Origin of the sequence: Oceanobacillus jeddahensis, assembly GCF_000750635.1 — a bacterium.
Classification (GTDB): domain Bacteria; phylum Bacillota; class Bacilli; order Bacillales; family Amphibacillaceae; genus Oceanobacillus; species Oceanobacillus jeddahense.
Map to the genome: position 1 here is coordinate 280,820 of NZ_CCDM010000005.1, position 22,622 is coordinate 303,441.

Sequence of the window (22,622 nt, forward strand, 5' to 3'; positions counted from 1 at the left end):
ATCAATTCCTTTCAATAGTTCTTTTTGCTGCTTGGATAAATGCTTTTATTTTATCCGGGTCTTTTTTTCCATCTGTTTCAACACCACTGGAAACATCCACACCGCTAGGGTTTACTAGCTGAATAGCTTCTGCAACATTTTCCGGTGTGAGTCCTCCAGCTAAAATCAGCTGATTGAAGAACGTATGACCTTTTAACATGGACCAGTTAAATGAAATTCCGTTTCCTCCATGTGCATGGGGAAGGGGAGGACTGTCCATTAACAGGTAAGAAGCAGCATCATATTGCGCTGCTTTTTTTATTCCTTCCTCTGTACCTGGAAGGGATTTAATGACTGGTAATGTAAGGCTGCTGACTGTTTCGGCAGATTCTTCTCCGTGCAGCTGGATCAAATCAAGACCGGTTATCCGGGCGATTTTTTCTATTTCCTGGACATCTTTATTTACAAAGACGCCAACACTTTTTACATGCTCGGGCAGGGCTGCAATAATTTTTCGGGCTTGATCTGCTGAAATTTCTCTTTTACTTTTAGCAAACACAAACCCTAAAAAGTCTGCGCCGGCCTGGACAGCAGTTTCTGCTATTTCAGAAGAAGTGATCCCGCAGATTTTAATGAGCATTTCAGAAAGCTCCTTTCGCGGAGGAAGACAAAGGTACTTGTAGTAGTGCCTGCATATCTTTTTCCACATTTTCCGAACGCATCAATGTTTCGCCAACCAGTATGGTATTAGCACCGGCATTTCTTGCTAGCTCTGCATCTTCTTTTGTCCGCATTCCACTCTCACTGATGATCGTAAGGCCATTTTCATCGATTTGCTGAACAAGCTCCGTCGTTGTCTGCAAATCGACTTCAAAGGTCTTTAAATTTCGATTATTGATCCCGATGATTTTGGGGCTAACGGTTAGAGCATCTTTTAATTCATCCGCATTATGCACTTCACAGAGTACCTCAAGCCCTTGCTCGGTTGCATAATTATAAAGACGTTGGAACCGTTCAAGCGGAAGTGCGGCGAGGATTAATAAAATAATGGATGCACCAGCATTTTTTGCATCATCAATTTGAATTTCATCAATCGTAAAATCTTTACACAGGACTGGAATGGATACAGCTTCACTGACTGCCTTGAGATCATTCAATGAACCGTGAAAAAAGCTTTCATCGGTTAAAACAGAAATTGCAGCTGCACCCGATTGTTCATATTGCTTTGCTTGCTCAAGAATATCCACATTCATTTGAATCGCACCTTTAGAAGGAGAAGCCCGTTTGATTTCTGCGATAATAGATATATGATCAGCCGCATGAACACTTTTATGGAGCGAGTAAATTGGATTTTTTCGAGTATGTTTTCCAAATGTTTGTAATTTACGTTCAGTTACTTCTTGTTTTTTCTTATCAATAATTTTTTCTAAAAAAGTCATTTATACCACCTCATGTTCTGCTTCTTGGCTATATTGAACTAACATATCTAACCTTGCTTTGGCTTTTCCGGAGAATACACTGCTTCGAGCGACTTCCACACCATCTTTTATGGAATGTACATGCCCGATGGCGAATAAAGCAATTGCGACATTAAAAAGGACAGTATCCAGATAAGCTCCAGGCTCACCGTTTAATACAGAACGCAGGATTTCTGCATTTTGTACCGCATTGCCGCCTTCAATTTCCTTATTGGTATATACGGATAATCCTACCTCTTCTGGATGAATAGTTCCTTCTTTTAATTCATTTTCTTCCAGCAAAATATATTTGTTTTCACCTTGCAGAGAGGCCTCATCCATTCCTCCTGCACCGTGAATAACAAGAGCGCGTTTTCGACCGAGTGTTTGTAGAGATTTTGCTACGATTGGCAATGCCTTATTGGAGTACACACCAACTAGCTGTGAATGTAAAGCAACTGGATTTGTCAAAGGGCCTACTAAGTTGAAAATGGTCGGTGTCCGAAGTTGTTGACGTACGCCTGCAATTTGCTTCAAGGTAGGGTGAACATGCTGTGCGAATAAAAAGGCAATTTGATTTTCCTGAAGCATATATTTCATTTGCGGTTTCGTCAAATTAAGGGAAACTCCCAGTTCTTCTAATACATCTGCACTGCCCGTTTGACTGGAAACACGGCGGTTTCCATGCTTGGCAACTGTAACACCGGCACCGGCTAAGACAAAAGCTGCACAAGTGCTGATATTAAAGCTGTTTGATCTGTCTCCACCAGTTCCACAGTTATCCATTGCCGGAATATCCAGTTCAAACTGGAAAGGGGAGTTAGTATGAATCACTTCTGCTAAGCCAGCTAACTCTTCTGCTGTCGGTTGCTTCAATTTTAAAGCAACTAATATAGCAGACAGCTCCGTATCGGAAACATCTTCTTGAAAGCAGGCGTTAAATAATGCCTTTGTTTCTTCAAATGACAAGTTATTTCCTTCAAGTAATTGATTAAAATGTGGTTTCATTGTGTTACTTCCTCCTTTTGCTTCGCTAGCATCTCAACAAAATGAGAGATAATTCGTTTTCCATCCAGTGTTCCAATTGATTCAGGATGGAATTGCAGCCCATAAACGGGAAAAGCTTGGTGCGCCACTCCCATAATTTCATCATCATCGATTGCTGTTGCTGTGATACGTAATTCAGATGGTACAGAGATTTGTTCAGCAGCAAGAGAGTGATAGCGCATGACTTCAACGAGGTCGTTTAGTCCTTCAAATAAGCCGGTACGATCATGCTGAATTAACGATGTTTTTCCGTGCTTAATAGTAGAAGATTGAATAACTCTTCCTCCCAGAGCCTCCATTATTACTTGATGACCTAAGCAAATTCCTAATATCGGCAGCTGTTTATAAAAAGCTTGCACGATTTGGATGCAATTTCCTGCGTCTTTTGGTGACCCAGGTCCGGGGGAAATAATAATGGCTTCAGGTTCTAATGTTTGAATGGTTTCCGGAGTAACTTCATCATTGCGTATTACTTCCACCTTCACGCCACATTCAGAAACATATTGATACAGGTTGTATGTGAATGAATCATAGTTATCAATTAATAGAATCAAATTCAGGCACCTCCATAAAAGATCTTCCTTTATTAATGGTTTCCATATATTCGTTGAATGGATCGGAATCATATACAATACCGGCTCCAGATTGAAAATAGGCTTTGTAGTTCTTAATAATAATGGAGCGGATAGCAAGAGCAATATGCACATCATGTTCAAAGTTGATAAAACCTATCCCGCCTCCGTAAGGGCCGCGTTTTACTGTTTCCAGTTCATTAATAATTTGCATCGCCCGGATTTTTGGTGCTCCTGACACTGTTCCAGCTGGTAGACAAGAGATAAGTGCATCAATTCCTGAATAATCGGAGTGTAACTTTCCGGTTACTTCCGAAACGATATGCATGACATGCTGATAACGCTCAATGGTCATATAGACCGGAATTTCTATACTGCCTACCTCACAGACACGGCCCAGATCATTTCTGCTTAAATCAACAAGCATCCGGTGTTCTGCTCGTTCTTTTTCATCTGCAAGCAATTCTTCGGCAAGTGCTTGATCTTCCAGTTCATTTTGTCCGCGTTTGCGCGTCCCGGCAATAGGATTGGTAACAACTCGGTTCCCATTTGTTTCTATCAAACTTTCCGGGGAAGCACCGAGTACGGTATAGTCTAGAAAGTCGATATAGAACATGTAAGGGGAGGCGTTATGTCTTCGTAATTGCTCATAGAAAGAAAGTCCAAAATCTCGCTCATTTTCAACCTCTCTGGAAAAACGCTGGGATAAAACAACTTGAAAAATTTCTCCTTTTTGCAAATGATCTTTAGCAGTTTGAACGTTCGCTTCGAATTTCTTTTGATCCATTTCCGGCAGAAAAGCGTATCTTTGCGGAGTTGGAAGTTCCGTATTCTTTGCTAGTTCTACATACTGTTTCAGTTTTTGAATACGTTGCTCGCGGTCTTCTTCTGCACCGCCGTTTCGGTCAATAGCAACCAGATGCAGTGTATTCTCTTCATGATCGAAAATAATCGTATCTTCAAAAAGCATCAAGTGGATATCCGGCATATTCCGGTCATCTAATGGCGCTGAGCCAACATTTTCAAAAGCTTGAATCGTATCATAACCAATATAGCCAACTGCTCCACCATAAAAAGGGAGAGGAAGCGATAGCTCAAGCTTTGGCATCGTTTCCTGTAAGAATTGCAATGCATGCTGATGAACGACAAGTGGTTCTACATGAGAAGCACTAATAAGCATTGTTTCTTTTTCACGTCCAATAATTTCTTGATAGGGATGAAGGCCAATAAAAGAGTAGCGTCCTTTTTCTTCATGTGGAAAGCTGCTTTCTAACAGATATTTTTTTGCTTTTGGCAAACTTTGAAAAACTTGAATCGGGATTAGTCCGTTTATTGGAAAAGTTTGATGTGTGACAGATGCTGTCATAATGATCTCTCCTTTATATTTGAAGATTCTGTTATTGATATTTGCGTAATAAAAAAAGTCCTCTATAAACACAGTTATGTGCTTATAGAGGACGATAGGGCCGCGGTGCCACCTCTGTTAGAAAGATCAACTTTCTATCTTTATCAGGTACAGGAAAGATCCGATACCCTATCCGTATAACGTCGGAAATACGTTTTTTCCTACTCAGGCTTAAATAAGCACTTTTTCGGAAAAACACTCTGAAGTCCATTCAATAAACCCTGCATACCGATATTCCACCAAATTATCAGCTCTCTGTTATGCGTTAAGATTTATTTACTACTCTTCATCATCGCTTATCGTATTTATTTCTTTCAAAATCAAAAAGATCCCCCATCCTTATATAAAAGGACGAGGGACCGTGGTACCACCTTTATTAGCTGACGAACAGCTCACTCTAAAAGAAGATGACTATCTTCTAAGTTTCCATAACGAGAAACAATTCCGCCAAAGCCTACTCCATATAAGTTTCGGTTTGGAGCTCCGAAGTCCATTCATTAACAAATTTACTCACTGATTTACACCAACCATCAGCTCTCTTTAGAGTGTTTGTAATTACTACTCTTCATCAACGCCACATCATTTAATTGATTAAAAACTATATTAAACGAAAGAACAGGCAATTGTCAATAGAATTATAATAAAAAATAAAATTATCTGATATTACTAACTTTCAAATACCTCAAATTTATCTGCTACTGGAATTCGTTCTTTCTCTTCAGGGATTTCATCAAAATAACCCATATGAATAAAACCAACGATTTTTTCGTTATCTTTCACATGGAGAATTTCTTTGACTTTTTGATCATAGATATGTGGATTTGTTTTCCAAACGATACCCAGTTTTTCTTCCCATGCCAACAGCCAAAAGTTTTGAATCATAGTAGCCACAGCGCCAAAATTTTCATCCCATTGTTTGGGAATATCGGAAGTTTCCATGATGACCACAAGGATGGCGTTAGGCTCGTTTAAATAATTTTCACGATTTTCTTGTCTTTCTTCAGGGTATGTACTTGCGATTTGTTTAGCAAAGCTGGGGAGATGATCTTTATCTACAAATAGAAATCGCCAAGGCTGTCTCATACCATGGGTAGGAGCCCAGATAGATTCCTCTAATAATTGCATGATTGTTTCTTTGGTTACTTTTTTTTGATTATATCCTGTTTTGATCGCACGACGTTCACGAATTAATTTTGCAAGTTCTGTTCGACTCATGAAATAAACCCCTATACAATTTAATTGATAATTATTATCAATTAAATTGTAACGAATTTATAGAATTTTTGCAAATGGATTCTATAGCAGTGTAACTGACTATAAGACTATCCCTTCAAAAATAGATGAAAATGAAAATTCCTAAGCGGGAGATAGGACATCCAGTATTGTCCCAATTCGTTACGGCCGACAGGATGTAGTTTTACTTTATTTCTTTCGGTTTCGTTTTTCTTGCAAAAAGGACAATACAGGGTCGAAAAATAAGAAGAGAAGAAGCAGATACATGATTGCCAATTCTGGGATTTCCATCACATAAAAAGGGTTAAGTGATGTTAAAGTGGGTACTTCATATCCATTTAAAAAATCGATCCCTAAGGAAACGCTCGCTAAAATAATGAACATGGATAAACATATACCAAGGATTTTCATTTTATTAACACGCTCCAATCAGTTTGTAAACAACCATCCGTCCTATCCTGTTTTTCTGTTCTTGATAAAAGCGATGATAAGTAGGCAGATGGGAAGAATAATTTGAAAAGGGAGCTGCGCATAGAGCGGAAATATCTTTAACCCTTCTTGAATATGTTCAGAGTAATTGCTCGCAATAATCAGGGATAAAAATAAAACCGTCAATCCCATCGGATAGGCCAGCTTGGAAGGCTCTTTAATGTTAAACAAACTCGCCGTTCCGATGATTGCACAGTAAGTATACACCGAAACTTTAAAGAATCCGCCAATCACCAGGGCGAGGATAAAAATAACGTCCAGACGTTGTAAAAACCCGCCGACTTCAATTGACTGGATGGTTGTTAATAAAGGGAATAGAGAACGTTCCATAAGAGGTATACCGAGAACACTAATATTCAAAATTGTGGTTATTGCGAGAGCGATACCAGTTATAATTATTGCTGCTACTCCTGTTTTACCTAATTTTTTTGCTTGGTTTAAGTAGGGAAAAATCATTGTAAATACGATGATTTCTCCAAAGGGAACATAGAGGGTTTCTGTAAATACAGTTTTTAATACTTTTGGCGAATCCTCAAGGACTGGTCTTAACTTCGAAACATCAATCAAGCCTGATATAGCCACGAGGATAAATAAAAAAATGCCAAGCAGACACATAATGACAAAAAGCAGCTCTCCTGTTCTGGCAATGACCTCAATACCTTTATATATAGTGTAAATCACCACTAGGGCCATCATGGCACACGCAATGAATAGCGGTGTTTCTGGAAAGGCAAAAGACAGTAACATGACACCAAATTCCCGTAATACTCTTGCGGCGGAATATAAAAAGAAAAGAATATAAAGAAACGCAAGCGTTCTTCCCAAAATCTTGCCGATCAGCTTTTCTGTATAATCCGTCAGTAAAAGTGTAGGGTAATACAGATAAAGTGCCCGATAAATAAAAAATAAGAGAATACTTACGGCCATCGCGACAAGAATTACTATCCAGCTATCGTGTTTTGCTCCCATCGCGATAGGAATCAACAAAGAATTACTTAGCTGAAATAAAATCATAAGGATGAACAATTGTGTTGTACTGATTTTTGCCTTTTCCATAAATGAATGCTCTCCTTTCTTCCGTCATTAGACGAGAGTACTTTCAACCTCAAGAGAGGCTAATATATCAGACATCCTGAGGTATAAGAACACCCGGCCTATCAGAGGCATTTGTACATCGGAATGTGCAGGATGAAATTCAATGATGGGAGAGGATTCATTCACCTTTCATTTCAAGATCAAAAAGATATGGGCTGTTTCGCATCCCTGTACGGCGAATAAAGGCTTCCACTGTCACATCGACATCCAATGCTGGAAAATATACATCCTGCCACTTTGGCTCAAGTTCTTTCCACTTTTTTGGTTCAGATTGATGCAGCTTTTCTCCAAAACCAAAAATATCGGTTTTCGTTTCCTTTGCTTCCTGAATGGCGGCTTCTACTTCTTGCTTAATTTTTTGCTCCAATACTTTTTCAATTTGTAGCAGTACATGCGGGTCAGCCACATCGACAGGCACTTCGATCGTGCGGAGGTCCCCTTCTGCACGGATATGGATAGAGATAGCCGGCTTGTTGTCCTTTATTTGCGGTGATACGTTTGTTTTCTGGCGGATCACTTTATAGGAGATGGCATCTTTGTGATCCTCCCAATCAATATTTACAGGTGCTTGTCGGATTTGATCTAATATCCATAGTGTCCCTTCATTTTTTTCTCCATCAATCCAGTTCACCAATTTTCCTTCTTTAAAGACACCCATGCCATTTACTTCAAGCGTTGCCGATCCGTCTGAAGACTGAAGCTGCTCCATTGTTTTTGCTTTTTCGATATCTCCGCGTACTGTGAATCCGCTGACCAATGGTTCCTGTCCCGGAGATACAGCGGCATTAATAAATTTTTGAAGATTCGTAGCAATATTTTCTCCATACAGCTTTTCTGTGAATTCTAATGATTTAATCGCTTTTTCAGCAGGGACTTGATCGATAGCTGTTAAAACTTGAACGAAATCGCTTGCCTTGCCTCCCCGTGTAATTACCACTTTTGTCGTTGTCCGGAATTCAAGGCCTCGTTCCATTGCATCTAAAACAGAGGATAGTCCTTCTTCTCTGGCAAGCTCTTCGCTGACAACCAACAGACTCGTATGTGCAAAATAGAGGTCTCTGGAAACTACCTTGGAGGCACGATCAGCTACTTCTAACGGATTGCTGCCTGTTGTTGTATACGTGGCTATGCTCGGATTTTGTCCGGATGCTCCTCCCTGAAGCGCCCCGGGCACGTTCATTGGATTAATTAGTTGAAATGTGCCAACATACGTGCCGTCTTCCTTTTTATCAAGAGCATAGGCAGAGACAATTGCTAGTTCTTTTAACTCTATACTGCTCCAGCATCCAGAAAGGAAAGTAAGCGAGGCAGTCATGAAAAAGAGGATTATCCATTTACGAATCATTTTTATTTCCTTCTTTCGTATCGGCCCTGATCATTCCTCTTTTTATTGGTGGTGAAGGTCTTTGATTCTTGCCCTGACGAACTGAATTTTGGGGATGAAGAGATTTTGGTCTTTCATTGAACGACCATATTGGTCCACGCATAATGGTATCCTTCAAACTTTTCGGATTCAACGGTGCAATGGGTGACAGATAGGGAACCCCAAATGAACGTAAGCTGGCAAGATGAACAATCAGCATGATTAAGCCAAGGATGATCCCATAAAATCCGGCAATTGCTGCACTTAGCATAAAAGCAAAACGCAGCAATCGAGCTGAAATAGCAATGTCATACGTAGGAGTTGCTAAACTGGCAATCGCGGTTATCGCAACAACAATTACCATTGCTGGTGAGACGATACCGGCCTGGATTACTCCTTGTCCAATGACCAATGCCCCCACAATGGAGATGGTGGCACTGATCTTGTTTGGCATCCTTAGCCCAGCTTCCCGCAGAATTTCAAATGTAACTTCCATTATCAGTGCTTCAACAATCGCTGGAAAAGGGACGGAATTTGTCTGGGAAGCGATAATGATGAGCAAATCTGTTGGAATCATTTCTTGGTGAAAGGTTGTAACCGCCACGTAAAAAGCAGGACCAATCAGCGAAATCATATACATGGTAACGCGCAGCATCCGAATTAAGGTACTAATTGGAAATCGAACATAATAGTCTTCCGGTGTTTGAAAAAATTGAATCATTACCGCAGGAACAATCAACACATGAGGCGTTCCGCTGACAAAAATCGCAATCCTTCCTTCCAAAAGGTTTCCAGCTACAGAATCGGGCCTTTCCGTATGAATAATTGTCGGAAACAACCCCGAACTCTCGTCTTCAATCACTTGTTCAATATAACCGGAATCAAGAATGCTATCGAGATCCACCCGCCCCAAACGCTGCCGAACCTCCTCAACGATGTCGGGATCAGCGATACCATTTAGATACATTATTGTGATATCTGTTTTTGTCTGCTTGCCCAGATTCATGGATTCCATCCATAAATTTGGATTTTTAATAATTCGACGCACGAGCGCTGTATTGATATTAATCGATTCCGTAAATCCTTCTTTAGATCCCCGTAAAGTTATTTCCGAATCGGATTGCTCGACGAAACGTCTTTCTCCGCCTTTGGTACTGGCAATCAGTACTTCTTCTTTTCCATCTATGAGAATAATCGTGTCACCAGATAACAGAGATTGGAATAAGGTATCCCAATCTTTGACTGTTTCCAAACTGCTGACTGCAACCACTTTTTCAGAAAAAACGGTGAAAATATCTTTGTCCTGAAATTCTTCCTGCGCGCTTTCCTCCATTGCCTGTACCAAAAACTCATTAATCGTTGGATTATCCACTAATCCGTCTACATAAGTAATTGCTGTATTTACTTTAGGATCATGGCCAAAAGGAAGCATCCTGATAATGATGTCAGGGCTGTTACCTGTTTTTTGTTTGATTATATTCAAATTTTCAGTAATCGAAGTGCTAATGCTTTTTTGTGTATCGTTCGCTGAATCTGTAATTTGCTCTTTATCATTCATTTTTTTGCGTAATTTACGATAGGACATAGCACAGAACACCTCGTTGTTATGGTTACCTCTAATTTGTTCATTAAGTAGAATTTTTATGCACAGATTGAATTTAGTTAGTTAAGTGGAGGAAAAGGAGTAAAAGTCATTCTCAACATAATAAATGGAATAAAATAAATTTTGGCAGAATGATGGAAGTATAATAAAATTAATATATTCATTTTGCTAATGGAGGATTAAGAGGAGAACGATAGAGCGTGGCTTCGAATTCATTTGTCATATATCAAAATGAAACTTTGTAGCGGTAACTGTAGTATTACCTAATAGTAGTTACTCGCCGCTATATTTATCGCAGTGTAACTGGCTGAGACTGGGACTACAATTACTCGCTCCATCGTAAAAAGTTGTGCGTCGAAAAACCCTCACTGAAGGAAGTTTCACTTTATGTTTAATATAATAATGGTATCTATGTAGATACATAGCAATGGAGGCAAAGAATGAAACAACTTTATATAAAACAAAAGGTATTCAGTTTAAACGAAAAGTTCACAGTAAAGAATCAAGAAGAAAAAGATGTATATTATGTAGAAGGCAGTTTTATGCGTATCCCCAAGACTTTTTCTATAAAGGATGCAAAGGGAGAAGAGGTTGCAATTATAACGAAAAAAACGCTCAGCTTTTTACCTAAATTTTTTGTAGAAGTGAATGGCCAAGAAGTGTTAGCGATCAAGAAGGGACTTTCCTTTTTTAAAGCACGTTATACCATTGACGCAGCAGGGATTGAAGTACGTGGAAACTGGTGGGACATGAATTTTCAGGTATATCAGCACGGCGAGATCATTGGGAAGGTAAGCAAGGAGTGGTTCACTTGGGGAGACAGTTACAAGGTGCAAGTAGTAAATGAAGAGATGGAAACCAGCCTTATTGCGCTTGTTGTCGCCATCGATTGTGTGAAAGCTGACGAAAAAGGAGCTGCTTCAGCGAGCTCATTCACGAATTAATGTTATAAGAACTGTTCAATAATATAGATAAACTCCCCTTTGATTACTCAGAGGAGAGTTTATAAACTTATATAGCTTACCATTAGATATTTATCGCAGTGTAACTGACTGGGACTGCGGCTGGGGCTGCGATTACCAATGTTGTCAGGTTAATGTATTTTCTTACATTTAATACAGATAGTAGTAAAACTATCTAGCGGAGGAAAAACACGGAGACTCCTGTGGGAAAGCGCGGAGGGAAGACCCCGCAGAAAAAAGCGAACTTCTTTTTTCGAGGAGGCTGAGCTCAAGCCCACGGAAAGCGTAGTGTTTTTCTGGGGTTGCGATTACTCACCCCACCATAACCCGTCGCAGCGGTCGTATTAACCTGACAACATTGAGACCTGCGATTACTCGGTCTATTAAAACCGTTGCTGCGATTACTCGTCCCATCGTAAAGAGTTATGCGTCGAAAAACCCCCGATGGAGGAAGTTTCACTTTATATTTTCTTCCTGTTCGATGAAGCTGAGAACAGAACTCAAAGCTTCATCTAAATCATCAGCATAAATATGGATTTGTTTGTCTTCCGGATAGTAATGGAGCGTATGCTCATACCTTGGATCATAATAATATTCCAGTAACAGCGCTACAGCAGATTGGAAATTTCCCTGCTCTAAATCATCACCGATTTGCTTCGCTACAGGTGTGTGAATATGCTTTTGAATTCGCCCGAAAGCTTCGATTACTTGCGCCCGATGTTCTTCTGGATTATATTCACACAGTATATTCTCAATTCGTTTCTCCAAAGGCAAATGGATAAATAGCTGCATACTTGATTCTTTTGTATCATGTAAGAATAAAGGCAGCGTTGCCTTACCGATTCGCTTGCTTTCGCCTTCTAACAGAACAAATGGCATTTGATCATATCGTTCCATTTCTTGAACTAATAACGATTCAAATGTTTTTTGATTATTCGGTTCCAGGCCGATTTGGCCGAATATCGATCCACGGTGATTTGCCATTGCTTCTAAATCAAGTACAGGATAGCCTTGCTGTTTTAGCCTGTGCAGTAAAATGGTTTTACCAGTTCCTGTATAACCATTCAACACATACATTTTTGGAGAGAACTGCTGCTGTTCTAATTTATTTACAATCCATTGTCTGTAAGAGCGAATGCCGCCACTCAATCTGGAAACCTGCTGTCCCATTAAATCGACAACAGTGGCAGCAGTTTTGCTGCGCATACCACCGCGCCAGCAATAAACCATCTTTTCTTTTTCCAGCGATTGAAATTCGGCAATAAATTCCGGCAGCTTGATAGAGAAAATCTCTAACCCTTTTTCTTTGGCTGCTTCGGGACCAACTTGTTTATAAATTGTACCTACTTCAGCCCGTTCATCATTATCAAAAACGGGAATATTGATACTGCCCGGAATACGGAATTCAGCAAATTCTTGTGGAGAACGCACATCCACCAAGCAGATAGAATCTTCTTTTTGTTTCTTTAATAAATCAAGTAGCTCTATATCTTGAAACATACTTTCACTTCCTATATAAATGAATTATTCTTCAACAGTGATATGTCCATTGTTTTCATCTATAACGCGGCCAATGACGGCAGCTTCGATATTTTTATTCTGGAGCTCTACAAGTAATTTTTCCGCGTCTGCTTCTTTCACAGCTGCTAATAAACCTCCTGAAGTTACCGCATCACAGAGTATCCACTGATCGATCTGATCTAGTGATTCAGTAAATGTAACATCTTCTTTTAAATAGTTAAAGTTATTCTTCGTACCACCTGGGACAGCGCCATTTTCAGCAAGCTCTTTTACTCTTGGTAAAACAGGAACTTGCTGATTCGAAATACGGATTTCGACATTGCTTCCTTTTGCCATTTCTGAAGCATGTCCAAGCAAGCCAAATCCGGTAACATCGGTACATGCGTGTACATCATAGTTATCCATTGTTTCCGCAGCGGTTTTATTCAGTATTGCCATGATGTTTGTTACACGGTCTATTTCTGATTCGTTTAATAAACCTCTTTTAATCGAAGTGGTTAAAATTCCTACACCGATTGGTTTGGTTAAAATCAGCACATCCCCGGCTTTTGCGCCGCTGTTTGTACGAATTTTATCAGGGTGAATGGTTCCAGTAACGGCCAATCCGAATTTTGGTTCTTTATCATCGATGGAATGACCTCCAACTAAGGCTACCCCAGCTTCTTTTAGCTTACTGTCTGCGCCCTCTAATATACGAGAAAGGATCTGTTTATCTAAATCAGCAATTGGAAAAGCAACAATATTCAATGCCGTAATCGGCTTTCCACCCATCGCGTAGACATCGCTGATAGCATTTGCAGCAGCAATTTGTCCAAAAGAATAAGGGTCATCTACAATGGGAGTGAAGAAGTCGAGTGTTTGAACAATGGCTGTGTCGTCATTTAATTTATAGACACCTGCATCATCACTGGTATCCAACCCTACTAATAAATTTGGGTTATCTGTCGCAGGGGAGAGGGACTGTAGTACCTGGCGTAAATCAGCCGGTCCAATTTTACAGCCGCATCCGCCTTTAGAAGATAAAGCGGTTAGTTTTATTGACTCATTATTATTCATATGATCAACCCTTCTACATTGAATTTTCCATATCCATTTTAACATATGGCAGAGAAAAGGATGTTTTGACGGGATTTTAGAGAGAATGGTTATTGTTATTTCCTACAATCTTTTTTGCTGATATGATACGATGGAATCTGTATGAAATGGGGGAAGACGTGATGAGGAATAAAAAGATCCCTGCATGGTTTAAGGTAGACATCTTATTCAGCGTTCTTAAAGTATTTGTATTGTTTTTACTAACTATCCTTGTTTTATTTACAAATATTGTGATAGGTTCTGTTTATTTGTTTGTAGCTGTTTTTTCTATTTTATCTTTAACACACTTAATTGCGATTTATAAAATTACGGAGAAGATGCGAATTCCTTTGATTATTGAAATGTTGCTTATTCCATCTCTTTTTGTATTGATAATTTTGATGTTTTAAAAATAAATAATGTGATTACAGCTTACCTTTTCAGATTATTGGATAAAGAAAACACCTTGGAAAGCAGCTTTCTAAGGTGTTTTCTTTATCGATCTATTCAACTTGTTCTTCATAATACTCTTCTAAAGTAATACCTTGTTCGGTTATATACTTAGCTGTTTTTTCACCGACATAGCGAAGATGCCAGGGCTCGTATTGATATTCGGTAATATCTTCTTTTCCTTCAGGGAACCGGATAATAAATCCATATTCCGGAGCGTTTTCAGCAAGCCATTGTCCTTCTTCTGTTTCGCCAAATGCTTCTACCAACTCTAAGTTTACTTCTGCACTGGTGACATCCATAGCCAGCCCAGTTTGATGTTCGCTTTCTCCAGGACGTGCACTATAAGTATTTGCATGGTCCTCTCCATGTTGTGAAGCATTTGCTGCGAATATATCATCCTGACGATCATAAGAACGGTAACCGGATTGGGCGAACATCTCCAAACCAGCCTCTTCCGCGCCTTCAAACAATTCCTCTAAAGCATGTGCAGCATTCTCACGCATATACTTTTGAGGTAAATCCTCCGTGAATGGGAAAGGAACATCCGGGACAATTAAGTCTTCCGGGATGTAATCATCTGGAAGTGCAAAGCTCTTATTTACCAATGCTAATTCGTCGTATGGATTACTGACCACTTCTGTTCCAGCTTCAGTTTTTTCTGCTTCTTCTGAAGGCAAGACTAATCCTTCACCAGGCTCCATTGATTCTCCTTCCTCAAAATAAAGTAATAAGGCATCTCTAGTTGCTTCATCGTAGAAGCCTGAAGCTAATAAGTCCTCTGATTGTATTTGAAAGTCTGTTATAGCCCAAGTAAGCTCTTCATCAAACTCCTCTGTTGCTTCCAGATCATAGCCGATGGCATTGAGTGCATTCTTTAATTGTAATACAGCTTCATCAGTATCAAATTTCTGTAACACTGCATCGGGCGGCTCTACTTCGGTTTCTTCTTGTTTTTCTGCTTCTTCCGTCTGTTGCCCATCTGCTTGCTTGTCTTCCTCTCCATGTTGTTGTTCAGGTGTTGTTTGTTCCGATGCTGGAACATCCTCCTGTGATTGGGAAGGCTCTTGTGGTTCGCAGCCAATCAGCATGAAGCAAATCGCTGAAAGGATGACCCAACTAACTCCTTGCATATCATGATATCTCCTTGCTTTTAATAGAATTGATTCACCTCAAATACGAAGATTTGATAGATTCATTTTTAAATTGAGCTGTTTATAGAAAATAGTCATATTCAGCTTTATCACGGAGAAGCGTCCGTAAAACTCCCGCCTCAAAATAAAGCGTGAAAATAAATTTATTTAGGCGGGAGATGAGGTGAGCTAACTCCCTGAATCACTTAGGCTAACGCAGTGGGAGAATGAAGGAAGCAGACTAAGTTCGCGACGTCCTGGGGCTGGGACTGCGATTACTCACCCCACCGTAAAGAGCTGTGCGTCGAAAAACTCCCACTGAGTGAAGTTTCGTTTTATGCATATAGCAGCTAAGTCCTTTTTTCATCCGTATATGCACGGTAGAAAAAAATAAATAAGAGAACGGGAAGCTGAATACTTATCATTCTAAAATATAGAAACACTGTATTATCAGATTGGGAAAAGGATTTCCATTTCATCTTATATTATATGATGTATGGAAGTGAAAAAGAAAGGAAAGTGAAGAAATAATTTTAAAGGAAATAATTAGAAAAAAGGTTATCACCAAACTTTTAGGTGATAACCTTTGTTACATTGATGCAGTAAGAATATTTATCACGGAGAATCGCCCGAAAAACTCCCGCTGAATAAGTTTCGTTTTTCATCTTTGTTATGCATTTTTTGTTGCAAATAAACGGCTGATTTCTACGATAACGTTTGCTGCTTTTTCCATATTATCAATAGAAATATATTCAAATTTGCCATGAAAGTTTTCCCCGCCAGTAAATAAATTCGGTGTCGGTAATCCCATAAATGAAATCTGAGAACCATCTGTGCCGCCACGAACTGGATGAATAATCGGCTTAATATCAAGGTTTTTAATAGCATGTTCAGCAATATCCACGATATGTTTTACAGGTTCAATTTTTTCACGCATATTGTAATATTGATCATTCATTTCTAATTGGATTGCTTTTTCACCATAAACACTTTGCATTTCTTCTACATACTGTTTAAGTGTATCCTTGCGAGCTTCAAATTTCTGCCGGTCATGGTCACGAATGATGTAGTAAACATTTGTTTTTTCAACATCACCTTCTACAGATATAAGATGATAGAAGCCTTCATACCCCTCTGTGTGTTCTGGAGATTCCTCTTCAGGGAATTTGCATATAAATTGTGCTGCCATTTTACCGGCGTTCGCCATTTTATTTTTTGCTGTTCCCGGATGAACACTGTTTCCGTAAAAAGTCACTCTGGCAGCTGCGGCATTAAAGCTTTCATACTGCAATTCGCCTAAAGGTCCGCCGTCTACCGTGTAAGCATAGTCACAGCCAAAACGTTCTACATCAAATTTATGTGGCCCACGCCCAATCTCCTCATCTGGTGTAAAGGCAACACGAATTTTTCCATGTTCGACTTCCGGATGATTGATTAAATACTCCATTGCAGTCATAATTTCAGCAATGCCAGCTTTATCATCGGCACCAAGTAATGTTGTTCCATCGGTAACCATTAATTGATGGCCTTTATAACCGGCAAGCTCAGGAAATTCTTTTGGAGAAAGAATTACTTGTAAAGCTTCATTCAATACAATATCTCCGCCATCATAATCGATAACTTTAGGTGAGACACCTTTTCCAGTAAAGTCTGTTGCTGTGTCTACATGCGCTAAGAAGCCAATTGTTGGAATGTCTTTATCTGTGTTAGCTGGCAATGTGGCCATTAAATAACCATTTTCATCGTGCGATACCTCTTCCAGTCCGACGTCCTTCAATTCATTTTCCAATAATTTAATTAAATCCCATTGGCCTGGAGTGGAAGGTGTTGAGGACGAATGCATATCCGATTGTGTATCTATTTTTGCATAAGTTTCTAACCGCTTGATTAGTTGTTCCTTCATTAAAAAGACTCCTTCTGAATTAATTTTAGTTGAATAATCTAATTATTAACGTGAAATTTACTACGATTTTTTTCACGGCTCTTTGTATATTTTACCATATACCACATAAAATCCGTATTAGAATATTTTTGTGAATAAAGAGTTTTTTTAATAATTACTTTAGAAAAATTTTTTCTGTTAAAATAAACAGGGAATGGTATGATTAGAAAAAAAGAATATGGGAGGGTCAGATTTTGAAAAACATCATTAGCGTAGAAAGATTAAAGAAACGTTTAACACAAAATAATATTGTGATTGTAGATGTGCGGTTTAATTTAATGGATGCTGATGCTGGGCGAAAGGCTTATTTACATGGTCACTTACCTGGTTCTGTCTATATGGATTTAAATAGAGATCTATCCGGCAAAGCAGGGAAGCATGGCGGAAATCACCCTTTACCTGACTGGGAGTTATTTGCAAATAAATTGGGGAAATTAGGTATTTCAAATGATACGACAGTTGTTGTGTATGACCAGGGAAATGATATGTTTGCGCCACGTTTTTGGTGGCTGCTTGATTATTTAGGACATGATAAAGTTTATATTTTAAATGGTGGATTAGATCGTTGGGTAGAGGAAGGTGGAGAGCTGACAACAGAGGTTCCGAATCTCCAACCAACCATTTTCCGGAAAAATGAAAAAGCGAATCGATATGTTGATATGGAGGAAGTAAAAGAAAAAATAGGGTCCCCTAAGACAACGATTATTGATGCTAGAGCACGGTCAAGATATTTAGGCGATGAGGAGCCTCTGTATGCTCGTGCAGGCCATATTCCGGGAGCTATAAATTATTTTTGGAAGGGCGTTTTAAACGAAGACGGTGCTTGGAAAAATGAGCAGCAAATAAGGGAGCACTTTTCCGAATTAGATAAGGATGAGGAAATTATTGTGTCCTGCGGTTCTGGCGTTTCCGCATGTCCAAATATTCTTGCTCTGGATAATGCTGGATTTAAAAATGTAAAATTATACCCAGGGAGTTTTAGTGACTGGATTTCTTATGAAAAAAATGAAGTAGCTATCGGTGAAGAAGATGAATAAAGAGCGTTGTGCTTGGGTGAGCGAGGATCCTGTTTATATTGCATATCATGATGAAGAATGGGGTTATCCTGTTTTTGAGGACGATCGTTATTTATTTGAAATGCTAAGCCTCGAAGGTGCGCAGGCTGGCCTGAGTTGGATTACGATTTTAAAGCGCCGGGAAAATTATCGCCAGGCATTTGATAATTTTGAAGCTGATCTTATCGCTGCTTATTCGGATGAAAAAATAGAAGAACTTATGCAGGATGAAGGAATCATTCGAAACAGACGAAAAATTGAATCTGTTGTAAAAAACGCGAAGGCATTTCAACAGGTTCAAAAAGAATTTGGATCGTTTAGCAACTATATATGGAAATTTGTTGATAGAGAGCCGATTGTGAATCATTGGGACGAGCATAAAGACGTCCCGGCTCAAACAGATTTGTCAAAGTACATCAGTAAGGACTTAAAAAAGAGAGGTTTTTCCTTTGTGGGACCGGTAATTTGTTACTCATTTATGCAAGCAACTGGTATGGTAAATGATCACACGACAAACTGTTTTCTAAGCAAAAAAGAATAAATCGTCTATTTTTTGTGGATGTTTTTGCTAATAAAGATACTCTTAAAAGAGAGAAGCACTTTGCTTTGTTTTAACTGCCTGTTATTGTAAACTAAAAAAGAATCATTAAGTTATCAGTAAATGTAGTGCTGTTATGCATTCTCCATGCTATTTTAGTATATTTCTTCTTTATTCCATCAGGAGAAAAACGGATGCTCATGCGCTGATAAGACAATAGACTGATCTGAATAATCAAAGATAAAAACTCGCAGGAGGTATTAACACGATGAAGTACATTACACTTAATAATGGTTTAGAAATGCCACAACTAGGTTTTGGCGTTTGGAAAGTAGAAAATCAAGAAGCTATTCCTGCTGTAGAGCATGCTTTAAAGTCTGGTTACCGTTCGATTGATACCGCAAAAGTTTATGGGAATGAAGCTGGTGTCGGACAAGCAATTGTAAATAGCGGTGTACCTCGTGAAGAAATCTTTCTTACCACAAAAGTTTGGAACGCAGACCATGGCTATGAAGAAACATTAAAAGCATTTGATGCAAGTCTGGAAAGACTGGGGACAGATTATGTGGATTTGTATTTGATTCATTGGCCGACACCGGAATACGATCAATATATTGATACGTATAAAGCATTGGAAAAAATCTATAAAGACGGCAAAGCAAAAGCAATTGGTGTATGTAATTTTGAAATAGAGCATTTAGAACGCTTGCTGGACGAGTGCGAAGTTGTTCCTGCTGTAAACCAAGTAGAATGTCATCCGTACTTGCAGCAAAAAGAATTACGTGCATTCTGCAAAGAAAAAGGTATTTACGTGGAAGCATACAGCCCGCTCATGAATGGAAAAGATGTGTTAGAGGATGAAGCACTGACGCAAATTGCTGAGAAAAAAGGGAAAACAATTGCGCAAGTAATTCTTCGCTGGCATTTACAGTCAGACTTAATTGTGATTCCAAAATCAGTAACCCCTTCTCGTATTGAAGCAAATTTAGATGTGTTTGATTTTGAATTAAGTGAAGATGAAATAAAAACAATTGATGCTCTGGATCGCAATATTCGTAGTGGAACTCATCCAAACGAAATGCACAAACGCTGATCTGAAACATAATATTCATTCTGAAATAAAGCAAACACCTTCTTTTATATAGGGAGAAGGTGTTTGATTTATTAAATAAGAAAAATAAAATTATCAGTTTTAAATCACTCAACTTTCACACCTAAGAATAAGCATATATATCTTGCCATTCCAGGATTATCGTGTTCTTCATTATTGTGCTTGTTTTTTGGTTACATATCAGCGATCGCCTTACACCTCACCTTCTATTCTTTATCAAGGGAGTTAACAAAGGAATAATCAACTCCTGTTTCTATGGAAATGAAGTTACTTTTTAACGTGCGAAAGTTGAGTAAATAAATATAGACACGGAATAGAGCTTAAATCTTAAAAATATTTCATGATCATTTGAAAAAACGCTTTACAGCTTGTTCATACTCTTTAAAGTAAGCAGGGATTTCATTTGCGGTTAAATGAGCATACATTTGTTTGGCAATTTCCTGGTTATACCATTTTTGTTGGCTATAGTCAGCGTTAAAATTCTTCCAAATAGCATCACCAAGCTCTGCATGTTCTTTTTCCAGCTCTAAGAGATTATCCAGTTTATCCGCAATAATCAGATATTTTATTTCTTTGGATGCATCTTTTAAATGATCCACCGTCTGCTTTTTTCTATCCCACCATGATTTTGATTTATCTTCCGTATGCGATGCAACGAGTTCAGCAACCACTTTGCCAAATTGTTGTTCAATTTCTTCGATGCAAATATCCGTATCTTCTACAACATCATGTAAGTATCCTGCACTAATTAAATCATCCGAACAGCCTTCTTTTTCCAGACGTTCCGCAACACGGATTGGATGGGTTATGTATGGTTCGCTGGAATTTTTACGTACCTGTCCTTGATGCGCTTTTGTGGCAAAAGCTTTTGCATGGTCTTTTTTCATTATTTCCTCCCAAAAACATAAATAAGTAGTATTATTATAACAGAAAAAGCGAGTATAAATTGATTTTTTTCCTAATGAAATATAAAACGGAATGTGATGTCGCACAAGTGAATATTATCCATTGGAATAAGGTCATTTGCCTTTCATTTATTGTGGGAAACAAGTACACTAGATGTAATGATAGTTGAGGAAATAAGAGTAAACATACCTGAATCTATTTGTGGGTAATGGCTATTATTCTCCTCCGATGGCACATATATTGTGATAAATTGAGATAAGCGAGGGACATTCATGGAAAAAGGAATTAACCAACGTAAAACAGAACATATCCGTCTTTGTCTTGAAGGGGATGTAGAAGGCGTAAATAAATCAACGGGGCTTGAAGGAATTCATTTTCTTCATAATGCTTTGCCAGAAATTGATTTTGCTGATATTTCATTAGAAACATCATTTTTAGGTAAAGCCTTGCAAGCACCATTTCTTGTCAGTTCCATGACTGGCGGATCAGAACTGGCGACAACAATTAACCAAAATTTAAGCTTAGCAGCAGAACAAAAAGGCTGGGCACTTGCAATTGGTTCAACGAGAGCGTTCTTAGAGAGTGACCAGCATAAAGATTCATTTCTTATCCGTAGACAGGCTCCAACCGTGCCGTTAATCGTTAATATTGGTGCTGTCCAATTAAATTACGGTTATGGAGCAGAGGAATGTCAGCGTATCATTGATAAGACAGAGGCTGATTCGATCGTTCTTCATTTAAATTCACTTCAAGAAGCTGTACAAGACGGTGGCGATTTGAATTTTAAAGATTTACTGCCAAAGATTGAACAGGTTTGTAAACAGGTGAATGCCCCAGTTGGTGTGAAAGAAGTAGGGTTTGGCATCGATGGAGAAGCTGCAAAGAGACTTTATGATGCAGGAATCTCCTATATTGATGTTGCAGGAGCCGGCGGCACATCCTGGAGTCAGGTGGAAAAACTGCGCTCGAAGGCCCCCTTGAAGAGAGCTGCTGCAGAAGCATTTAATAACTGGGGAAATCCAACTAAGGATTGTCTTGTATCGGTACGTAGTCAGCTTCCAGAAGCGCCTTTAGTTGCAAGTGGCGGTATGAAAACAGGTGTAGATGCTGCGAAAGCAATTACGATTGGAGCAGACATTATCGGCTATGCGAGGCACTTACTTCAAGCAGCAACAGAGTCGAAAGAAGCTGTTGTTCAAACCATGGAACAACTAGAATTAGAATTAAAAATGACGATGTTTGGAATTGGCGCTGTTAATTTAGAGGAATTAAAAAATACAAAGCGTATCTCCATTAACGGAAAATCGTTGTTAGATGCATAGGTTGAAAAAGGAGCAGTTTTGAAACGCAAAATGTGATGATGTAATGATGCTGACACAAGTAGTAAGGGAAGACTTTACATTAATAAGTGGAGAAGAAATCGAATATGAGGAGCAATAAAAACTGATGTAAATATGATATAGGGAGGATGACATTATGAATATTCTTGCTAACAATCAGGATATAGGCGCTTCAAAATTTGGTTTATGGTCAATTAAATTTTTTGATTTATTAACCTTTAAGAAATCAAAGCATTTAAAAAAAGTCATTCAAGATGTTGAGAAACAAATAGAAGATAATAAAAACAAAAAAATTTATTAATTGATATATATTTTTTCACAAGGACCATCTTAAATTGTCAGGTTAA

At 38.8% G+C, this 22,622-nt stretch carries 22 protein-coding genes and 2 other annotated features; of the genes, 7 read left to right on the forward strand and 15 right to left on the reverse strand.

Translation table 11 applies throughout. The annotated features are described in order from the left end of the window. Position 1: 1 nt before the first annotated feature. From BN986_RS20030 to BN986_RS20075, 10 genes are all read right to left on the reverse strand, one after another. Complete coding sequence (locus BN986_RS20030; protein WP_040983460.1) at positions 2-619, reverse strand: phosphoribosylanthranilate isomerase; 618 nt, start codon at positions 617-619, stop codon at positions 2-4. Between the two features lies 1 nt (position 620). Then, complete coding sequence (gene trpC / locus BN986_RS20035) at positions 621-1,418, reverse strand: indole-3-glycerol phosphate synthase TrpC (RefSeq protein ID WP_040983462.1); 798 nt, start codon at positions 1,416-1,418, stop codon at positions 621-623. Beyond that, on the reverse strand, positions 1,419-2,444 hold the full coding sequence (gene trpD / locus BN986_RS20040; protein WP_040983464.1) for an anthranilate phosphoribosyltransferase: 1,026 nt from the start codon (positions 2,442-2,444) through the stop codon (positions 1,419-1,421). It abuts the gene before it with no gap. Then, a complete protein-coding gene (locus tag BN986_RS20045) occupies positions 2,441-3,037 on the reverse strand; it encodes an anthranilate synthase component II (protein WP_040983466.1) in 597 nt (198 codons plus the stop codon). Before BN986_RS20045 ends, trpD begins: the two co-directional genes overlap by 4 nt. After that, positions 3,021-4,421 carry an anthranilate synthase component I gene (trpE, locus tag BN986_RS20050; protein WP_040983468.1) on the reverse strand — a complete coding sequence of 467 codons (1,401 nt, stop codon included), beginning with the start codon at positions 4,419-4,421 and terminating at the stop codon, positions 3,021-3,023. The genes BN986_RS20045 and trpE overlap by 17 nt, the downstream gene beginning before the upstream one ends. An 84-nt stretch (positions 4,422-4,505) precedes the next feature. Next, positions 4,506-4,762, reverse strand: a binding site (T-box leader). A gap of 42 nt (positions 4,763-4,804) precedes the next feature. Further along, positions 4,805-5,041: a binding site (T-box leader), on the reverse strand. Between the two features lie 85 nt (positions 5,042-5,126). Next, positions 5,127-5,675, reverse strand: coding sequence for a nitroreductase family protein (locus BN986_RS20055; RefSeq protein WP_040983470.1), 549 nt, complete (start codon positions 5,673-5,675; stop codon positions 5,127-5,129). A 207-nt stretch (positions 5,676-5,882) separates the two neighbouring features. Continuing rightward, the gene (locus BN986_RS28195) at positions 5,883-6,104 is read right to left on the reverse strand and encodes a YczF family membrane protein (protein WP_040983473.1); all 222 of its coding nucleotides are present in this window, start codon (positions 6,102-6,104) and stop codon (positions 5,883-5,885) included. Between the two features lie 42 nt (positions 6,105-6,146). Further along, positions 6,147-7,238 carry a GerAB/ArcD/ProY family transporter gene (locus BN986_RS20065; protein WP_040983475.1) on the reverse strand — a complete coding sequence of 364 codons (1,092 nt, stop codon included), beginning with the start codon at positions 7,236-7,238 and terminating at the stop codon, positions 6,147-6,149. A 157-nt stretch (positions 7,239-7,395) separates the two neighbouring features. After that, positions 7,396-8,622 carry a Ger(x)C family spore germination protein gene (locus BN986_RS20070; protein ID WP_040983477.1) on the reverse strand — a complete coding sequence of 409 codons (1,227 nt, stop codon included), beginning with the start codon at positions 8,620-8,622 and terminating at the stop codon, positions 7,396-7,398. Then, on the reverse strand, positions 8,612-10,225 hold the full coding sequence (locus BN986_RS20075) for a spore germination protein (protein ID WP_040983479.1): 1,614 nt from the start codon (positions 10,223-10,225) through the stop codon (positions 8,612-8,614). Before BN986_RS20075 ends, BN986_RS20070 begins: the two co-directional genes overlap by 11 nt. Before the next feature lie 458 nt (positions 10,226-10,683). Between BN986_RS20075 and BN986_RS20080 the strand changes: the two genes are divergently transcribed. Continuing rightward, positions 10,684-11,187 (forward strand): LURP-one-related/scramblase family protein, encoded by a 504-nt coding sequence (locus tag BN986_RS20080; RefSeq protein WP_040983481.1) that lies wholly within the window; start codon positions 10,684-10,686, stop codon positions 11,185-11,187. Positions 11,188-11,661: 474 nt separating this feature from the next. Here the strand turns inward: BN986_RS20080 and mnmH are convergent, their stop codons facing one another. Both mnmH and selD read right to left on the reverse strand, forming a co-directional pair. Next, positions 11,662-12,705, reverse strand: coding sequence for a tRNA 2-selenouridine(34) synthase MnmH (mnmH, locus tag BN986_RS20085; protein ID WP_040983483.1), 1,044 nt, complete (start codon positions 12,703-12,705; stop codon positions 11,662-11,664). Positions 12,706-12,729: 24 nt separating this feature from the next. Next, entirely contained in the window at positions 12,730-13,782 is a 1,053-nt protein-coding gene (gene selD, locus BN986_RS20090) for a selenide, water dikinase SelD (protein ID WP_040983485.1), read from the reverse strand. 161 nt (positions 13,783-13,943) lie between these two features. Between selD and BN986_RS20095 the strand changes: the two genes are divergently transcribed. Further along, positions 13,944-14,210 (forward strand): hypothetical protein, encoded by a 267-nt coding sequence (locus tag BN986_RS20095; protein ID WP_148417180.1) that lies wholly within the window; start codon positions 13,944-13,946, stop codon positions 14,208-14,210. Positions 14,211-14,303: 93 nt separating this feature from the next. On the opposite strand, the gene BN986_RS20100 is transcribed toward BN986_RS20095, so the two are convergent. Together BN986_RS20100 and pepT are read right to left on the reverse strand one after the other, a co-directional pair. Continuing rightward, the gene (locus tag BN986_RS20100) at positions 14,304-15,383 is read right to left on the reverse strand and encodes a D-alanyl-D-alanine carboxypeptidase family protein (RefSeq protein WP_040983490.1); all 1,080 of its coding nucleotides are present in this window, start codon (positions 15,381-15,383) and stop codon (positions 14,304-14,306) included. A gap of 670 nt (positions 15,384-16,053) precedes the next feature. After that, entirely contained in the window at positions 16,054-17,286 is a 1,233-nt protein-coding gene (pepT, locus tag BN986_RS20105; RefSeq protein WP_040983492.1) for a peptidase T, read from the reverse strand. 233 nt (positions 17,287-17,519) lie between these two features. Between pepT and BN986_RS20110 the strand changes: the two genes are divergently transcribed. From BN986_RS20110 to BN986_RS20120, 3 genes are all read left to right on the forward strand, one after another. Then, positions 17,520-18,362 carry a sulfurtransferase gene (locus tag BN986_RS20110; RefSeq protein WP_040983494.1) on the forward strand — a complete coding sequence of 281 codons (843 nt, stop codon included), beginning with the start codon at positions 17,520-17,522 and terminating at the stop codon, positions 18,360-18,362. Then, positions 18,355-18,921 carry a DNA-3-methyladenine glycosylase I gene (locus BN986_RS20115; RefSeq protein WP_040983496.1) on the forward strand — a complete coding sequence of 189 codons (567 nt, stop codon included), beginning with the start codon at positions 18,355-18,357 and terminating at the stop codon, positions 18,919-18,921. The genes BN986_RS20110 and BN986_RS20115 overlap by 8 nt, the downstream gene beginning before the upstream one ends. 265 nt (positions 18,922-19,186) lie before the next feature. After that, positions 19,187-20,011 carry an aldo/keto reductase gene (locus BN986_RS20120; protein ID WP_040983498.1) on the forward strand — a complete coding sequence of 275 codons (825 nt, stop codon included), beginning with the start codon at positions 19,187-19,189 and terminating at the stop codon, positions 20,009-20,011. A 362-nt stretch (positions 20,012-20,373) separates the two neighbouring features. On the opposite strand, the gene BN986_RS20125 is transcribed toward BN986_RS20120, so the two are convergent. After that, on the reverse strand, positions 20,374-20,916 hold the full coding sequence (locus BN986_RS20125) for an HD domain-containing protein (protein WP_040983500.1): 543 nt from the start codon (positions 20,914-20,916) through the stop codon (positions 20,374-20,376). 291 nt (positions 20,917-21,207) lie between these two features. Here BN986_RS20125 and fni point away from each other — a divergent pair, with 291 nt between their 5' ends. Continuing rightward, positions 21,208-22,257: a type 2 isopentenyl-diphosphate Delta-isomerase gene (gene fni, locus BN986_RS20130; RefSeq protein WP_040983502.1), complete on the forward strand. Its 1,050-nt coding sequence runs from the start codon at positions 21,208-21,210 to the stop codon at positions 22,255-22,257. 154 nt (positions 22,258-22,411) lie between these two features. Further along, positions 22,412-22,576: a hypothetical protein gene (locus BN986_RS27175; protein ID WP_157037093.1), complete on the forward strand. Its 165-nt coding sequence runs from the start codon at positions 22,412-22,414 to the stop codon at positions 22,574-22,576. Positions 22,577-22,622 lie beyond the last annotated feature (46 nt).

What these genes read in the sequence shown, in the direction of transcription:
- BN986_RS20030 (WP_040983460.1), bottom strand. Translation starts at nt 619, where the DNA reads ATGCTCATTAAAATCTGCGGGATCACTTCTTCTGAAATAGCAGAAACT.
- trpC (WP_040983462.1), bottom strand. Translation starts at nt 1,418, where the DNA reads ATGACTTTTTTAGAAAAAATTATTGATAAGAAAAAACAAGAAGTAACT.
- trpD (WP_040983464.1), bottom strand. Translation starts at nt 2,444, where the DNA reads ATGAAACCACATTTTAATCAATTACTTGAAGGAAATAACTTGTCATTT.
- trpE (WP_040983468.1), bottom strand. Translation starts at nt 4,421, where the DNA reads ATGACAGCATCTGTCACACATCAAACTTTTCCAATAAACGGACTAATC.
- BN986_RS20055 (WP_040983470.1), bottom strand. Translation starts at nt 5,675, where the DNA reads ATGAGTCGAACAGAACTTGCAAAATTAATTCGTGAACGTCGTGCGATC.
- BN986_RS28195 (WP_040983473.1), bottom strand. Translation starts at nt 6,104, where the DNA reads ATGAAAATCCTTGGTATATGTTTATCCATGTTCATTATTTTAGCGAGC.
- BN986_RS20065 (WP_040983475.1), bottom strand. Translation starts at nt 7,238, where the DNA reads ATGGAAAAGGCAAAAATCAGTACAACACAATTGTTCATCCTTATGATT.
- BN986_RS20070 (WP_040983477.1), bottom strand. Translation starts at nt 8,622, where the DNA reads ATGATTCGTAAATGGATAATCCTCTTTTTCATGACTGCCTCGCTTACT.
- BN986_RS20075 (WP_040983479.1), bottom strand. Translation starts at nt 10,225, where the DNA reads ATGTCCTATCGTAAATTACGCAAAAAAATGAATGATAAAGAGCAAATT.
- BN986_RS20080 (WP_040983481.1), top strand. Translation starts at nt 10,684, where the DNA reads ATGAAACAACTTTATATAAAACAAAAGGTATTCAGTTTAAACGAAAAG.
- mnmH (WP_040983483.1), bottom strand. Translation starts at nt 12,705, where the DNA reads ATGTTTCAAGATATAGAGCTACTTGATTTATTAAAGAAACAAAAAGAA.
- selD (WP_040983485.1), bottom strand. Translation starts at nt 13,782, where the DNA reads ATGAATAATAATGAGTCAATAAAACTAACCGCTTTATCTTCTAAAGGC.
- BN986_RS20095 (WP_148417180.1), top strand. Translation starts at nt 13,944, where the DNA reads ATGAGGAATAAAAAGATCCCTGCATGGTTTAAGGTAGACATCTTATTC.
- BN986_RS20100 (WP_040983490.1), bottom strand. Translation starts at nt 15,383, where the DNA reads ATGCAAGGAGTTAGTTGGGTCATCCTTTCAGCGATTTGCTTCATGCTG.
- pepT (WP_040983492.1), bottom strand. Translation starts at nt 17,286, where the DNA reads ATGAAGGAACAACTAATCAAGCGGTTAGAAACTTATGCAAAAATAGAT.
- BN986_RS20115 (WP_040983496.1), top strand. Translation starts at nt 18,355, where the DNA reads ATGAATAAAGAGCGTTGTGCTTGGGTGAGCGAGGATCCTGTTTATATT.
- BN986_RS20120 (WP_040983498.1), top strand. Translation starts at nt 19,187, where the DNA reads ATGAAGTACATTACACTTAATAATGGTTTAGAAATGCCACAACTAGGT.
- BN986_RS20125 (WP_040983500.1), bottom strand. Translation starts at nt 20,916, where the DNA reads ATGAAAAAAGACCATGCAAAAGCTTTTGCCACAAAAGCGCATCAAGGA.
- fni (WP_040983502.1), top strand. Translation starts at nt 21,208, where the DNA reads ATGGAAAAAGGAATTAACCAACGTAAAACAGAACATATCCGTCTTTGT.
- BN986_RS27175 (WP_157037093.1), top strand. Translation starts at nt 22,412, where the DNA reads ATGAATATTCTTGCTAACAATCAGGATATAGGCGCTTCAAAATTTGGT.